General features: G+C 38.5%; 13 protein-coding genes. 6 read left to right on the top strand and 7 right to left on the bottom strand.

Annotated elements, in window-relative coordinates:
* Positions 1-3: 3 nt before the first annotated feature.
* Positions 4-1,872, bottom strand: coding sequence for a DNA mismatch repair endonuclease MutL (gene mutL, locus P0Y49_01200; protein ID WEK19771.1), 1,869 nt, complete (start codon positions 1,870-1,872; stop codon positions 4-6).
* Positions 1,873-2,016: 144 nt separating this feature from the next.
* Between mutL and P0Y49_01195 the strand changes: the two genes are divergently transcribed.
* The gene (locus P0Y49_01195; protein ID WEK19770.1) at positions 2,017-3,810 is read left to right on the top strand and encodes a serine hydrolase; all 1,794 of its coding nucleotides are present in this window, start codon (positions 2,017-2,019) and stop codon (positions 3,808-3,810) included.
* 50 nt (positions 3,811-3,860) lie between these two features.
* Here P0Y49_01195 and P0Y49_01190 read toward each other — a convergent pair whose 3' ends face one another.
* Complete coding sequence (locus P0Y49_01190; protein WEK19769.1) at positions 3,861-4,550, bottom strand: S24 family peptidase; 690 nt, start codon at positions 4,548-4,550, stop codon at positions 3,861-3,863.
* 122 nt (positions 4,551-4,672) lie between these two features.
* Between P0Y49_01190 and P0Y49_01185 the strand changes: the two genes are divergently transcribed.
* Positions 4,673-5,815 (top strand): hypothetical protein, encoded by a 1,143-nt coding sequence (locus P0Y49_01185; GenBank protein WEK19768.1) that lies wholly within the window; start codon positions 4,673-4,675, stop codon positions 5,813-5,815.
* Positions 5,816-6,048: 233 nt separating this feature from the next.
* Here the strand turns inward: P0Y49_01185 and P0Y49_01180 are convergent, their stop codons facing one another.
* Entirely contained in the window at positions 6,049-7,011 is a 963-nt protein-coding gene (locus P0Y49_01180) for a 2-oxoglutarate and iron-dependent oxygenase domain-containing protein (protein ID WEK19767.1), read from the bottom strand.
* Positions 7,012-7,259: 248 nt separating this feature from the next.
* Here P0Y49_01180 and msrA point away from each other — a divergent pair, with 248 nt between their 5' ends.
* Positions 7,260-7,859 (top strand): peptide-methionine (S)-S-oxide reductase MsrA, encoded by a 600-nt coding sequence (gene msrA / locus P0Y49_01175; GenBank protein WEK19766.1) that lies wholly within the window; start codon positions 7,260-7,262, stop codon positions 7,857-7,859.
* Positions 7,860-7,931: 72 nt separating this feature from the next.
* The gene (locus tag P0Y49_01170) at positions 7,932-8,192 is read left to right on the top strand and encodes a 4a-hydroxytetrahydrobiopterin dehydratase (GenBank protein ID WEK19765.1); all 261 of its coding nucleotides are present in this window, start codon (positions 7,932-7,934) and stop codon (positions 8,190-8,192) included.
* Between the two features lie 82 nt (positions 8,193-8,274).
* Here P0Y49_01170 and P0Y49_01165 read toward each other — a convergent pair whose 3' ends face one another.
* Positions 8,275-9,564, bottom strand: a complete 1,290-nt coding sequence (locus P0Y49_01165; GenBank protein WEK19764.1) for an SGNH/GDSL hydrolase family protein — start codon at positions 9,562-9,564, stop codon at positions 8,275-8,277.
* A gap of 18 nt (positions 9,565-9,582) precedes the next feature.
* Positions 9,583-10,788, bottom strand: coding sequence for an outer membrane protein transport protein (locus P0Y49_01160; protein WEK19763.1), 1,206 nt, complete (start codon positions 10,786-10,788; stop codon positions 9,583-9,585).
* 269 nt (positions 10,789-11,057) lie between these two features.
* Here P0Y49_01160 and P0Y49_01155 point away from each other — a divergent pair, with 269 nt between their 5' ends.
* Both P0Y49_01155 and P0Y49_01150 read left to right on the top strand, forming a co-directional pair.
* The gene (locus P0Y49_01155; protein ID WEK19762.1) at positions 11,058-11,690 is read left to right on the top strand and encodes an NAD(P)H-dependent oxidoreductase; all 633 of its coding nucleotides are present in this window, start codon (positions 11,058-11,060) and stop codon (positions 11,688-11,690) included.
* 162 nt (positions 11,691-11,852) lie between these two features.
* A complete protein-coding gene (locus P0Y49_01150; protein WEK19761.1) occupies positions 11,853-14,579 on the top strand; it encodes a carboxypeptidase-like regulatory domain-containing protein in 2,727 nt (908 codons plus the stop codon).
* Between the two features lie 2 nt (positions 14,580-14,581).
* On the opposite strand, the gene P0Y49_01145 is transcribed toward P0Y49_01150, so the two are convergent.
* A complete protein-coding gene (locus tag P0Y49_01145) occupies positions 14,582-16,129 on the bottom strand; it encodes a PspC domain-containing protein (GenBank protein WEK19760.1) in 1,548 nt (515 codons plus the stop codon).
* Entirely contained in the window at positions 16,126-16,494 is a 369-nt protein-coding gene (locus P0Y49_01140; GenBank protein ID WEK19759.1) for a PadR family transcriptional regulator, read from the bottom strand. The genes P0Y49_01145 and P0Y49_01140 overlap by 4 nt, the downstream gene beginning before the upstream one ends.
* Positions 16,495-16,794 lie beyond the last annotated feature (300 nt).

The following is a 16,794-nucleotide window of genomic DNA, read 5'->3' as shown; positions in this document are numbered from 1 at the left end:
TATCTATTTGTCAAATTTTTTATCTAGCTCGGCCAAACCAATGGTTTGGATAACAGGTTTGCCACTAATACTAAAGTTAGGACTTTTGCAGGCAAAAAGCTGTTCAATCAATGTGTTCATCTCTTCCTGCCCCAAAACTGTACCATTTTTTATAGCACTGTTTCTAGCCATGCTTCTAGCCAGTGCATCTCTTTTATCTAATTTCAGTTCTTGCTGTGAGTTCTTAAAACCTTCTATTAAATGCTCAAAAAGCTGTGTTTCGTTCACATTCCCCCCTCCCAAATCAACAGGGATACCTTCAATTACAAGGGTGTTTTTGCCAAACTCTCTGACTTCAAACCCCAAACTTTTGATATCTTCCAGTAAACTTTTTGCCAGCTCGTAATCATTTGGACTTAAAGTAACTGTTTGCGGAAACAAACTTTGCTGCGATGCACCCTTTCTATCTTCCAGATGTACGGTAAAACGTTCATATAAAATCCGTTCATGTGCTGCTTGCTGATCAATAACCATCAAACCAGATTTAATTTGGGAAATGATATAACGGTTATGCAATTGCATCAATTGCTTTTGTACTGGACTAAACTGGTGCTCCTTCTCGTCTGCCGGTAAATCAAGTGCGGATTGCTCTGCCGGAGCATGATTGGCAATCTCATACAGTGATCCCCAGTTTTTTGTGCTGGGTGACATATTTCCACCACCGCCATAGCTTTTTGGGAAGCTTGCATAAGCAGATTCTCTTGTAGCTACCGGTTTATCTCCCGAAAAAGGGTTAAAATCAGGATTAAAGCTGATACTTGGCGGCACAATTTCTTCCGGTGCTTTATGGGTAATCATCCCACTAAAACCTGTTTCCTGATCAAAGTCTATCGTTGGACTGATGTTAAATCTACCTAATGATCTTTTTACTGCTGAATGTAATATAGCATAAATTGACTTCTCATCTAAATACTTGATCTCTGTTTTAGTAGGGTGTACATTTACATCAATATTGGCCGGATCTATGTCTATAAACAGCACATACATTGGATAATGATCTTCTGCCAGCAACTCTTCATAAGCTTTGCTTAGGGCATGATTTAAATAAGCGTCTTTTATAAAACGGTTATTTACAAAAAAGAACTGCTCTCCCCTCGTTTTCTTGGCAAATTGCGGCTTTCCAATATATCCTTTTAAATTGATGATGCTGGTTTCTTCTTCTACCGGTATCAAACGCTCATTGTAATTATTGCCAAACAGATGGACAATGCGCTGTTTTAAAACAGATGATGGTAAACGGTAAATCTCGACCCCATCATGATGAAGTGTAAAAGCAATAGATGGATGTGCAAGCGATACCCGCTGAAACTCGTCGAGAATATGACGCATTTCGGCCGGATTACTTTTCAGGAAATTACGTCTTGCCGGTGTGTTGTAAAACAGATTTTTAATACTGATACTGGTACCTTCTGAAGTAGCAACAGGCTCCTGCTTTAGAAAAACGGAACCTTCTATTTCTATAACAGTCCCAAGCTCTTCGTCATGTTTACGGGTTTTCATTTCAACCTGTGCAATGGCAGCAATAGAGGCCATTGCCTCTCCTCTGAACCCCATCGTCCGGATAGCGAACAAATCCTCTGCCTTGCGTACTTTAGAAGTAGCATGGCGTTCAAAGCACATTCTGGCATCGGTTACACTCATTCCGCTACCATTATCTATGACTTGTATCAAAGCCTTTCCGGCATCTTTAACAATCAATTGAATTTTATTTGCCCCCGCATCTATCGCGTTCTCCAATAACTCTTTTACTGCCGATGCCGGCCGTTGTACCACCTCACCTGCGGCGATTTGGTTGGCTACACTATCGGGTAGAAGCTGTATAATATCTGACATCTATATATCTTCGGTAAAGCTGCTAATTTAGGCAAAATAAGCCTCATCCTTTGTTTCATTCCAGAATATTTTGTCGTTGAATGGTTAAAAAATTACCACACACTTATTTACCGTCCTTTATATCCTTTTCCTATCTTTAACCTTATGAATAAATTGATCATAAGTCTGCTTATTTTGTGCTCATTCAATGCATGTGCACAAGACCATAAACAAAACGAACAACAACTTGCCATATCCAATGGCATTAGCAAGAATACTGTTCTGCTAAATAATCAAGATGCTATTGTCCCCTTGTTGAAACTCGACAAAAGAACGATCGCAAGTGTCTCATTAGGCTACAACTACCAGACAGCCTTTGATAGCCTATTAAATAAATACGCAAAAATAACCAGCTATTCCTCAACGCAATACAAAGGTGATGCTACACTAGACAATCTGGAAGATGACCTTAAATATTTTAACACAGTTATTATTACCGTGCCATCTACTGAAGCAGAAAGTGTAAGGAATATTGATTTTATTTTAAGCCTTTCAAAAAGCAAACAGGTTATCGTGGCTCTTTTTGGTGACAAAGGAGCGATTCCGGTTTTTAACCCGCTTACCTGTCCATTAATCTGGACCGAACAAAACACACCAGCTGCTGCTACTGTTATTGCGCAGGCTATATTTGGGGGCATCGGTTTAAATAAAACATTAGCCACTACACTATCAGCAAAATACACAGCAGGCTCAGGTTTCAGCACCAGTAGTACCCGATTAAAATATACTGTACCGGAAGACGCCGGAGTGAACACCAATAACCTAAAGGAAATTGATGCCATTGCCAAAGAAGCTATTGATGCTCATGCTACCCCGGGCCTTGTAGTCCTGGTTGCTAAAGATGGAAAGGTAATATTTAACAAAGCTTATGGAAATCATACATATAGCAATGAAGCTCCCGACAAGCTAACCGATATTTTCGATCTGGCTTCCTTAACCAAAACTACTGCTACCACTCCTACAGTAATGCGACTGGTTGAGGAAAAAAAGCTAAACCTTGATACCAATATCGGCGCTTATATCCCGAAGGCCAGAATGTCGCCAATGAACAACATTAAGGTCCGTGAAGTAATGCTTCATCAGGCAGGCTTTATCCCCTATATCCCTTTCCACAATTTTATACAACCGGGCGACTACAGTCGTGATTCGAGTGCAGCATACCCGACCAAAGTAGCGGACAACTATTACATCAAAAAAAATTATTTTAAAGATGTGATGTGGCCAAAAATGCTAAACTCACCGATAAAAACAAGGGGGACTTATGTATATAGTGACATCAGCATGTATGTAATGAAGGAAATTGTAGAACGTATTACCGGCACTCCGTTGGATCAATATGTACAGGAGAATTTTTATAAACCACTGGGTATGCAAACAGCCGGTTTTTTACCTAGAAACAGATTTCCAAAGGATCAGATTGTCCCTACGGAGGAAGATACTTACTTCAGAAAAACATTACTGCAGGGCTATGTTCATGATCAGGGAGCTGCACTCGCAGGCGGTGTATCTGGTCATGCAGGCTTATTCGCCAGTGCGAATGACGTGGGTATCATTTATCAAATGCTATTAAATAAAGGCAGCTATGGCGGCGAACAGTACTTTACACCACAAATTGTAGATATGTTTACCGCTAAGCAATCCAATGTGAGCAGAAGAGGTTTGGGTTTTGATAGATGGGACCCTGATTTGACAAAAAAATATCCTTCAGAAACCGCATCCCCACAAACTTACGGACATACAGGCTATACCGGAACCTGTGTTTGGGTTGATCCATCAAGAGGATTGGTATATGTATTCCTATCCAACCGCGTTTACCCTTCGGTAACAGATAAACTAAGCACCCTAAAGATCAGAGGACGCATACAGGATGTAATCAATAAGGCTATTGACCAGAAATAATCTTCATGCCCTTCCGGAGGCTATTTTGCTTTAAGAAGGGCATGATCTATTTACAATTGATTACGGGTGACTTTACCTTTTATCAAAAACATCTTTTGAATAGAAGCTCTGTCAATCACAGTATCTCCCTTGAAATTAGGATTTGAGGAACGAAGGATAATCTTTTTTTGATCGGGATGCTCAAAAATCAATTTCACTGTAGTCATATGATTAGCACGTTCATCAGCGACTACCAGGTAGGCCTCTCCCCATTGAAGCACATTAAAGTTTGTAATCTCCCGGATGGCAATAATTTCACCACTTGCATATTTGGGATACATACTATCCCCATATATCGGCAAATAGGCATCACAGTCATTGAACGGCCTGAAGTTAACGTAATATTCGGGAGCTTCACCCAACACGCCATAAGTACCAAAGGATATTTCGGACAGGTTTACATTAAAGAAAGGAACACCTTTCTCTTCTGGTTCAACAACCAACCCCACTTCAGCAGCCTGAGTTTCAACAAACACCTCTCCCTTACCTGTTCGTATCCATTCCGGATTAATATGATAATAGTCCGAGACCTCTTTTATTAGTCTTGGACCAATTGACCGTTTACCATGTTCAATGGCCACATAATTACTGACATTCCGATTAAGTGGACTATAATACTCCTTTGGGCCTTTCCCTGTAAGCTCACGCAGCTCTTTTAAACGCAGGCCAATTTTAATCGACTGAGGATCAAGTTCTTTCAAAATAATATTATCTTTAATAGTCTTTTGACTTCTTTATATAGTCAAAAGACTGTAAGTTTGTTTTATTAGTTGCGGCAAGATACAAAACTTACTATAAGTAAAATACTAACCAAATCCAGATTATGAATTACGGCCAATTTTGTTGTTATGGGAATCATGTTAGCTCGCTAACAAAACAGGAAATCAAAAATCCACTATCCGTACTTGAAGCTATATACAAGAAAAGAGGCCTGAAAAGCTTTAAGGAAAACCTATGGCATTTTTTCCAGAGCATCTACAATGACCAGCAATGGAGAAAAGCCGGAGCAGCTAATTTTAACCGGATCTATATCGATTTAATCAGACTAATAGATGCTCTATGGTTGATTAAGACTTACCAGCCCGAGCTTTGTGTTGCCCTCCATACCCCTCATTTATCAATCAAAACATCCGGCGGGTTAATGAACAATTTTAACACCATGCTTAACTGCAGACAAAGCATTCATAAAGTCCCAGCAAAAAACAATGTAAAATCCTTCTACAAGTCCAGATCGCTATCCTTTATTAAATACAATATTCAGGGTTATCTGCAACTGGCCTTAAATGCATCCTATATGAGTGGTAATAAGTTTACCTATTTTACTTTACCCGAATATAATGTAGTGGATGATTTTCTGAAGCTTGAATGCTTAATCGAACATGGGTCAAGTATTTACATTAACCATTCAAATCAAAAATCCAGGCATTGCAAGGCTATTAAATTCGCGACTAACACGGATCATACCACAACACTAAGTAAGGAATCTATTGCAAACCCGGCTGCTTACATTAGAGGCTTATATTTCTATGATCTCAGGTTTGAGCGAGTATACGAAAGTGTAAAAATATTGGAGAAGAGTTTTTATGATAAAAACTTTTGGGTTAAAGCTGACAATCCTGGCAACATTCTCTTTTTCACTGAGTGTTTAAAGCAGTTAATTGATTGCATCTGGCTTTTGACACGAAAGGATGAAATTGAAACTGCCGCTAAGAAGAGAGCACTAAGCAATGGCAAGAAAAGACGAATCGTAACCTTAAATAAACAGGAGCTTAATCATCCATTTTTAGCCATAAGTAACTTTTTCGAGCATAAAAAAATGCATGAATGGAAAAAACAAGTTGATGAATGGACAGCGATCTGTTTAAGCTCAACAAAAACCATTAAAGCAAAAAACAAGATGGAGACATCTGAAAATCTCAAACATCTTTTAAAGTTCATCGAGGCTTCACACCTATTAACATGTTAAAACTTAAAATCTAAACAAAGTATGGAGAACCGGAAACGCTAGTTACCAGAATTGGGCAAATATTGAACGCTGCCAATATCCTATGCCCAAAAAAACTTACACTCATGAAGCAAGGCAGCATACCACATACTCCATAGCCCTATGGATAGGTGGCCCTACATATACCTATAGAAAATCCCACCGCTTGCTTGTAAGAAAAAAAGAGTGCCCATTGCGGGCACTCTTTTTTAATATTATTTCTTAAGACCGATCTCTCTTAACCGTTCATCCAAATATTCACCGGCAGTCATATCTGCATATACTTTCGGATGTTCAGCATCAATACAAGATGACAAACTTGTTAAATCCATATCGCTTCTTGGATGTAAAAAGAAAGGTACAGAGAATCTTGAAGTTTTCATCAACTCGCGTGGGGGGTTTACAACCCTGTGGGTAGTTGAACGTAATTTGTTATTGGTTAAGCGTTGCAGCATATCACCTACATTCACCACAATATCTGTATGATGAGCCTTAATTGGCAACCATTCATTACTTCTGGTCAATACTTCTAAACCATCAGCACTGGCACCAATCAACAAAGTGATTAAGTTAATGTCTTCATGCGCACCGGCACGAACCGCATCATCAGGTAAAGCTTCAGGATGTTCAATAGGGAAATAATGAATACCTCTTAATATAGAGTTCCCATTGTGAACATGCTTATCAAAATAATCAATCGGTAAGTTTAAATAAGTAGCGATAGCACGAAGTAAATGTTTACCGTTACCTTCCAAACGCTGATAAATCTCTCTTGTTACCGCATTAAATTCAGGAATTTCTTCCAGATATTCATTATCCGGATACTGCGCTTTTATCGGATCATTATCCATTACTTCCTGACCAATCTGCCAAAACTCTTTTAAATCAGCAGTTTTTGCTCCTTTTGCAGTTTCTTTACCTGGACTGGTATATCCGCGCTGTCCTGCAAGTTCAACTTTTTCGTATTTCTTTTTTTGTTCAGGAGAAAGACCAAATGCAGCTTGTATATTTTGATACAGCTTATCGATCAACTCCTGACTCACGCCATGATTGGTAATCGTTACGAAGCCGGAATCATTGAACGCTCTGCCCAATTCATCAGAGAATTTTTTACGCTGTGATTCATTTCCATCGATGTACGAACCCAGGTCTAAACAGGGAATATAAGGTGTAGACATAATCTTTAATTTATATAGCTAATAACCACTAATTTAAGAAACAATTGTTAATAAACATTAAATATACAAATGCAACCCACATAAAGAACTGCAAATAAAAAACTTAAGTTACTAACACTTCAAGCTTGAAATCCATAAATTATCAGCAGATTGTAAAGTTAGCCATGTATTTACAGACAAAAAAACTAAAAGCCCTTGTCTTGCGTAACTTTATAGGAGGGATAAATCTCATTTTATTCATTACGGTTATGAAGTATTTATCAATTATGATTATAGTTCTCTTATCAGCATTTGGTGCAGATGCACAGTCTAAGAATTTACAGAAAGCAACTTTTGGAATGGGTTGTTTCTGGTGTTCGGAAGCTTTATTCCAAAAACTTAATGGCGTCGTGAATGTACGGTCAGGATATGAAGGTGGCCATGTAGCCAATCCATCTTATGAAGATGTATGTACCGGAACCACCGGCCATGCTGAAGTGATAGAAGTTACATATGATCCGCTCAAAATCAAGTATGATGAGCTACTCGAGGTTTTTTGGAAAAGCCACGACCCTACTACCTTAAATCGTCAGGGTGCTGATGTAGGCACACAGTACCGTTCCGTAATATTTTATCACAATGATGAACAAAGGCGAATTGCTGAAAATTATAAAAAAGAGTTGAATGACACCAAGGCTTTTGACAGGCCTATCGTGACCGAAATCAGTAAAGCTGGCCCATTTTATGTAGCAGAAAGTTATCATCAGGATTATTTCAACAAAAACAGGAACCAACCCTATTGCCGCCTGGTGATTTTACCAAAGATGGAAAAGTTAGAGAAGTTGTTTAAATCCAAGTTAAAGCACTAAAATAAAACTTATAAACCATTATTTTGTTTTCATAATCGGGTTGTAATCTGGCAACCTCGCTAGTATATGATCATGGAAAAGATCCTGCAAAAACAATGGGAAGAAAAGGATAAAAAGCTCTATAAAGTTGTCATTTTTAAAGATTTTGAAGAGGCTTTTAGTTTTATGGTTCGCGTAGCCTTTTTAGCAGAGAAGCACAACCATCATCCTAAGTGGACCAACGAATGGAACAAGGTAGAGATCTGGTTATCGACCCACGATGCCGGAGATGTAGTTACGGAAAAGGACCGAAGCCTTGCAACAGAAATAGATAAGCTACTTGGTGTAGATTAACCAACACTCATAAAAAATGCCCCAAAAAGTGTCTAACTTTTTGGGGCATGTCCACAATTGATGAAATTGCGGACTTTTTATGTTAAGGATATTTAACTCCTCTATACCTGGTAACATCTACAATTGGAATACTTGAACCATATTTAGCGTTAATGGCCGAAATAAAAGCATTAGCTGTTATCGCATAGCCCAGTGGTGTTAAGTGTATCCCATCCAATGAGAAAAGATTGCCCTGAATAAATGCCCCGCTAATCGGAATACCATTCACCTCTCTACCTTTAGCGTATTCATTTAACAAAGCATAGGCATCCATTATCGCCAGGCCTTTTGCATTAGCTATACTCTTAATGGTATTGTTGTAAGACGCGATGTAATCATTTACAATCAGTACCTCGCCCATATCCAGCACATATTTACTTTCCACCGGATTGCGTGGGTCCAGACCATAAGGTATGCCTAAACCATTTGGCACACCTATTACACCAGCAGAACTTAACGGTAAAATAAACAAGTCACCAGCCGTAGCAGCTCTGGGTGTGCCCACGCCTGGCTGAATATAAATATCTTTTACATTTGCGCCTGCCGGAGTAGCATTAATAGCAGCAAGCAGAGTTTGTAAAGTAACCGTATTAAAATATGCCGTTGAGGTAACATTGGGAATAGTAGCTACCACCCCTTTAGCTCCTGTTGAAGTCAGTTTATCGATTACTGCATTGTACTCACGCGTAAATAAAGCCTTATCTGTTGGTGGCGTCCCTGTTGCTCCTGCAGAAGCATAACCCAGGATATCATTGTTACCTAGCCAATTGCTAAAAAATGTCCATGGCTTAGCTGTTGCAAAGTCAAGATAAGCTGTAGGATTAGTACCATACGCTCCAGTTAGCAACCGTTCATAAAGACCGTTTGCATTCGCATATCCGGGTGTCCTGGCATCGACCAATCTAATCCCTGGCACACCATAATTGTTAATCTCACCTGTATACTTGGTATATAACGTTACCGCCCCCACTTGTCCAACTATGGCCAAATTAGATGTTTCCGTGGTAATAGTAGGTACTCCATTAACTAATGCCGTTAATTTAAGATAACCTGTACCATTTGCTTTATCGGCAGGAAAGAAGGGCGTACTAAAACTACCGCCACCAACAGCTTTCATTTGCTCGGCAATCATCCCCGGAAAAGAATTCTGTTGTCCTTCCAGATATAAGCCGCCATCTGCATAGCCGGCAGTAAGTGAATTTCCAATTGCAATATAACGTGTAAAATCAGCGGTTCCCTTACTTGGTGTAAAGGTCTCAATGCTAGGTTTGCAGGATGCCAATCCCAGAATGGCTAGTGCCAGCGCACTTTTATAAAAGTATGTTGAGTTCATGATATTTCTATTTGAAAATTAGAATTTATAAGATAATGCCACACCAGGGATGTAGGCCACAGTTTTAAATGTGCCGCTAAGTTTGGTTTCGAAATTGGTTTCGGTTCTGGATTTTACGTTCTCGTATAAGAAAGAAAAATCAACACCAAATCTTTCTGATGGTTTTAAACCAACACCGGCACTTAATAAAACACGGTTGGCATCAGGTACTTCAGGTGTAACATAGCCTTTGCTAACTGGGGATAATGCGTAGCCAACACCTGCCCTAAGTGTTAAAAAAGAACTCGTTTCATTCTGTATACCTAGTCTAAAAGTTGCAGCATCATGATAATTACGTGCTGATATTGTAGAATTACCATTGTTATAATAAAAGGCCAGATCTTTATAAGTATGCCACCATACCCAATTCACATCGAGTGCCATGGTAGTCTTTTCAGAGGGATAAAAACCAAAACCCACAGTACTGGTAGCAGGCAATGGTAAAGTTGCATTAAATGTTGCCGGCAGCAATGGTTGTACAGAAGAAGGTATGTTAGCAAAGGTTGCATCTCCGTTCTCTACTTTTGCTGATACCTGAGAGCGGTGAGTAACACCGATTGACACTCCGGAAATTGTTTTAATAAAGATACCTGCATTCCAGCCAAAATCTTTCGAAGTGCCTTCAAGTCGCACAGTCCCCTGCTGCCCATTATTGCTATATGGAACAGCCATTCTAAGATCTACTTTCCCTAAAGCATACACCAAACCACCACCAATACCAATTCCATCCGTAATCTTTAAACTCACCGTTGGCTGAATATAGATCGCCCGCAAATCGAGAGAGGTTACAGTAAACTTTCCCGTCCAATCTTCCTTCCAGTGCATCGCACCCCCAAATGGAGTATAGACACCAAGGCCAAATCTTAAACGGCTTTCCGGAGAACCAAAAACGGCATAGGCTGCAAAAGGGGTAGGCACCTTATTTTTATTATATTCAGTAATTGGGGAGCCGGTTTCATTAAAAGCCGTTTTAAGCCAGATACCATTGATACCGGCCTGTACTCCATTTTTTTTGAGGAACGAAACTGCTCCCGGATTAAAAAACACAGCAGCTTCGTCTAAGGCTAGTCCAGCGCCGGCACCGCCCATGGCAGTTTGCTTCTGCCCCTGAAGGTTAACCTGAAATGACTGTGAAAATCCCAATACAGGAATAGCCAGTAAAAAACTTAATAAAATCTTTTTCATTGGTATTTGATTTTTAGGGTTGATGATTTGGTTAGTTGTTTTGTTATCAAAATTCTTGTCGTTTTAATTCATAACAATCCTTGATGAATGTAAGTTTTAGCTAATATATAACTATGCATGCATAATAAAAAGACATTCTTCATTTAAAAGTCAAAACCTCTTGATTTTTTTTACAGAATTTATAACATCAGTACATTTGCTAACACTGTTATTTTTTTAAGGTAAAAAAAAAGCAGCACCCTGATAAAATTTGATTTAACTATTAGAATATGAGCTTAATAGAAGCATTAAACTGGCGTTATGCCACAAAAAAAATGAATGGTGAGAAAGTTTCTCAAGACAAAGTTGACCAGATTCTTGCTGCAGCACGTCTTGCCCCTACATCATCTGGATTGCAGCCATTTAAAATCATTGTGGTAACCAACCCTGAATTAAAGGAAAAAATTAAAGCTGTAGCTTATGGCCAACAGCAAATTACAGATTCATCACATGTATTGATCTTTGCTGCATGGGACAACTATACTGAAGAACGCATCAGATCTGTCTTTGCCTATACTAATAATGAGAGGGGTGTGCCTGATTCTGCAACCGCAGATTATGTAAACAATCTAATTGGAATATACACCAACAGAACGACTGAAGAGAATTTTCACCATGCTGCTAAGCAAGCTTACATCGCTTTTGGTGTAGCGCTTGCAGAAGCTGCGATTTTAAAAGTTGATGCTACACCAATGGAAGGATTTGAACCTGAGAAATTAGACGAATTACTCGGTTTAAAGCAACTTGGTTTACGTAGTACCACCATATTACCACTTGGCTATAGAGATGAAGCCGGTGACTGGTTGGTAAACATGAAAAAAGTCAGGACTCCTTTGGAAAACTTCATAATCGAGTTTAAGTAAAAAATTTTTCAAAGAAGAGGCCGTCTCATAACCAGTTTATGAGGCGGCTTCTTTTTTACTTCACCTCCCAACTGTCAAAAAATGTTAAACATGTGTGGTTGTTAACCTATTCAGTTCATAAATGAATATATTAGCAATATTAATTAGCATACAACCATATTGATGAGATTTATAAAATTTGCGATTGCCCTAATATTACTTTCAACTGCGGTGCAGTTTTCAGCCTTTGCACAGCAGGACAGTATCGTTTTAGATAACATTTTAAAGAAAACTAAAAAGTTAAATGACGAACGGCCAATAGAAAAGGTATACCTGCATTTCGACAAGCCATATTATAGCGTTGCAGATACCATGTGGTTTAAAGCTTATTTAACAATGGAACAAAATCTTCCCTCTTTGTTAAGTAAAATAGTATACGTTGATGTCATCAACAACAAAGACTCACTGGTACAAACGATAAAACTTCCTGTAGTTGGTGGCGTAGCTAGTGGAAACATTCCACTCACTCCCGGCACTTATCAACAAGGCAATTACTATGTTAAAGCTTATACGGTATGGATGCTAAACTTTAGTGAGGATTATTTCTTTAGTAAAACGATTCCTATTGGAGAGGCTATTGAAAAGCAAGTCAACACACTACTTAGTTACAAAACTACAGAAACTGATAAAACCCAGGTTATTGATGCTGTCATACAGTTTAAAAACCGCGACAATGTGATTCAAGCTAATAAAACAGTAAACTGGAGAGTTTTATCAAATTACGACGTGGTAGCTAAGGGCAAGGGAACTACTGATCTAAATGGTTTTTTAAGGATAAAAATAGACCCACGAAAAAGCGACAAAATTAAAGAGGGGGAATTGATTACAGATATTAACATGACGGATAAGGATATCGTCACTTCTTCTTTTAAACTTAAACCGACTACTGCCGCGGCTTATGATGTTCAGTTTTTTCCGGAAGGGGGTGAACTAGTTGCCGGAATTGCATCTCGTATTGGCTTCAAAGCCATTAATGGGAATGGCGCAGGTATTGACTTGAAAGGCTCGATAGTTGACAACAATGGCACTAAACTAATTGATTTTAGCTCTACTCACCTGGGTATGGGGTCCTTTTATATGAATGCTGAAACGGGAAAGGCTTATAAAGCCAATGTCACTTTTAATGATGGTACCACTAAAAGTTTTGACCTGCCAAAAACACTTGAATCCGGAATAGTTGCCCAGGTTAACAATACTGATTCACTAACATTCAACTTAAAAATAGTGGCTAATGGTCCTTATTTTGAGGCCAATAAAAATAAAAACTTATTTATAGTAGCCACGAATGGAACAATGGTCTATTATGCTGCTAAAACAAAATTAATTAATCAGGTAACCGCAGCAAAAATTCCTAAAGACAAATTTCCGGAAGGCATTGTTCAAATCACACTATTCTCTGAAACGGGCGAACCTATAAGTGAAAGGCTTGCTTTTAACTATCAGCCAAATGGGATAAAGCTTTCATTAAAAACTGATCTCCCAACCTACAAGCCACGCCAAAAAGTTAAACTGGCAGTAACCGCTAAGAATGCTACTCAATTTGCAGATGGGAATTTCTCCATCGCAGTAACTGATGAACAAAAGGTGCCGGTAGATGAAAATTCGGAAATTACAATCTTAAGCTCATTATTACTTACTTCGGACTTAAAGGGTTATGTAGAAAAGCCTAATTATTATTTTAATAAAACCAACGCTAAAAAACTAGCGGACTTAGATGTTTTGCTACTTACACAGGGCTTTCGCAGATATGCTTATAAAGAGATTATTGAAGGTAAATTTCCTCCGGTTAGCTTTATACCTGAACAGAGTATGGTACTAACCGGAACTTTAAGAGACCGTACAGGTATGCCTGTAAGAAAGGGTAATTTACGCTTAACTGTTCCCGGCACAAGAATTGGGGTTGAAACCATCACCAGCCCATCCGGAATTTTCGCTTTTCAAAACCTTAATTTTCCTGATTCATCAGAAGTGGTTATCAGTGCAAAATATAATCCTAATGGGAATAACCTGATGGTTTTATTGGATGGACAGCCTTCTCCACAGATCACCAAAAACCCTTATCCTGCCCAAGAGGTAACCAATATCGACAGTACTTTATCTGCATATCTAAACAACAGTAAAAGACAGTACAGCTATTTACGTCAGCTTAAGGAAGTAAAAATTGAGGGTGCTAAAGCGAAAAGACCAAGTCACGCTGATTATCCGGCTCTTGCAGGTTTAAGCTCCATTTCGGGTACATTAATAGAAGGCGATCGCTTTAAGGATTGTAATATGCTAACCATGTGTCTCCAAACTATGGCTACCGGACTTATTTTTTACGAGAACAACTTCTATGTAAACCGAGATTACCAGCAAGGTAGCCGCGTACCAGTACAAATTTTTCTAAATGGTATGCCAATAGATTATTTTGGGCTTGCCAGTGTACAATCAGCTGATGTAGAAAACGTAGAGGTATTTACCAAAGATGAGTTGGGTACTGTAAACAGAATGTACAATACCAATGGAGTATTGGTAATTAATACCAAAAAAGCACCTAAAGGTACCAAAATGAGCATGGAAGAGTTTAAAAAATTAATTCCGGATCCAAGTGTGCTTAAGATTAGACCTAAAGGCTTTAGTAAGCAACGTGAATTCTACTCACCTAAATATGTTAATGCTGCGGCAACTTATAACTTTAACGATTTACGCAGTACTATTTATTGGAATCCTAACGTAATCACAACTGCTGCTGGTGGATTATCATTAGAATACTATAATGCGGATGGGAAGGGCACTTACAAAGCTGTCATTGAAGGGGTAGACAAGAACGGAAACATTGGCCGCTTTGTCTACCGCTATACAGTGAAATAGACTTATTCTTCCTCGTTGTCCTTTTTGAGTGTTTTTACACATTCCAATCCATCTTCTGTCATGATCCATTTGGTCATTTTATCACCAGAAGCTTTTTCGTCACATCGCCAGTAATTGTGACTGGCGATGGACCATTCAAACTCTCTTTGGATCTTCAATTGAGTCCCTACCGGTACTTTAAGCACCAGTTCTACCCGCTGATTTCGCCAATTAGCATTTTGAAGAAATTGTAACCGTGGACTAAAAGTAAGTAGTGAATCCTGCTGCAGAAAATCGTAATGTATATTCTGAGCGTTCTTTAATGCAATTTCGAAAGTTTTCCCATCTGACCTATAATTTTGGCTCAAGGATACGGTCTTATTATCACTCTTCTCTATTCTTAGTCTAATATTTGCAGGCATGTCAAAAGCCCCTCTCGTCTTATTTAAGATTTTCTTCCCCCTGTAATTCTTAGGATCGATTTGAAAATTAAGACTATCTTCTTTGGTAAAAAACCTGGATCTGTTGATTTCGAGGGTATAGGCTGGATAAGCTTTAAAGTTACTTACCTGAGTAAACTCAGCTGTTTCTTTGAATTCAGACGATATTTTTGCGATATAAAAAATGCTAAAAAACACTCCGACAAGCCAAACAATTAACATTCCAAAAGAGAATGCCTTAGAAATCGCTTTACCATTAAAAGCAACTCTTACAGAAAACAGAACAAGGGCAAAAACAGGAATACCGAAGACAACAAAAAAGGCGATTACGATTGCAGGAATGGAACCCCGGTCTACCATGCTTAAAGGGAAATAAGTAAAGATATTACCATCCCAAAAACCAAATAAAGCTGCTATGGCAACAATGAATGCCAGTAACAACAGCGAGCCAAAAAGTGCAATCCCACCGGCTATAGTTTTAAGGATTATTTTACCGGCACCTTGAAGAAAGTTTCCAATCACCTCAAAAAACTCAGCTAAAAATCCACGAGAATGCTTTACAAGTGGATGGAAATGACTATTGGCAAATCCGCGCAGGGTAGGTTCCTCACCATACATAGCCATTTTTTCAAATCTGGTTTTTGCTTTGGGTACCATAATCCAGAAGATGATATAAATCAACACTCCAGATCCGAACAGAAAAATGGTAAGGAGCGTGAATAATCTTACCCATTTAGCATCAATGTCCAGATAATGCCCCAAACCTGCACAAACACCTGCCACCATAGCTTGGTCTGTATCTCTGTATAATTTTTTAATCGGATCATATTCAGGGACCGATATGTTTTCTTCTCCAGATCCTTCCAACGTTTCAAAATCCCTTACAGAGCCCATCTGTTGCATAACAGATTGAACATCTTCCATATTGATTACTTGTTTTTGTTGGGCAGAAAGCTTTTCTGCAAACATTTCTGCAATCCGGTTCTCAATGTCTGTTACAATTTCAAAGTCATCTGCATTTTTTGAAAAATGCTGTTTCACCTCATTTAAATAAACGGTGAGCATTTCGTAAGCATCCTCTTCAATGTGAATGATTGAGTTGCCGATATTTATGTTGTGAGTCTTCTTCATAATTCGGTTTGATTAGTTGGTCTTTTAGATTCCTGATCTGCTACTTTTCTGGAAGTAGTAATGGCATAAGCCAATTCTTCCCATGTAGTATCAAGTTGTTTTAAAATAGTTTTCCCATCTTCAGTAAGTACATAATACTTACGTGGTGGTCCTGAAGTTGATTCTACCCAATTATAGCTCAACAAACCGTTGTTCTTTAAACGGGTAAGCAATGGGTAGAGCGTCCCCTCTACCACAAGCAATTTTGCCTGTTTTAATTCCGCGATAATATCTGAAGCATAGATCTCGCCTCTCGATATAATAAGCAGCACACAGTATTCAAGTATGCCCTTTCGCATTTGCGTTTGCGTATTTTCTGCTATCATAATACAAAGTTATATGTTTTATATAGTAATATGCAATACATAGTACTATAAAAAGAACAAATAAAACTTTATCAATCTGATTATCAATACAATAATTTATTTACAATTTGAGGATTAAAAGAGAAAATTAACAGAAAAGAAGAAAAAATGAAAGTTATTAACAATTCCACATTTTCTAACAATCATGGCGCACAGTTTGCCTATTTATAGAGACATCTACAAATTACATTACCTATGTTAATCAAATTGAGTTCAATTCTTCACACTTTTGCCAGGCAAAAAGAAGAAAAAGCAGAAAGG

This window comes from Candidatus Pedobacter colombiensis (genome assembly GCA_029202485.1).
Taxonomy (GTDB): domain Bacteria; phylum Bacteroidota; class Bacteroidia; order Sphingobacteriales; family Sphingobacteriaceae; genus Pedobacter; species Pedobacter colombiensis.
Note: the sequence above shows the minus strand (reverse complement) of the source record. Positions and strands in the feature narration are given on the sequence as shown.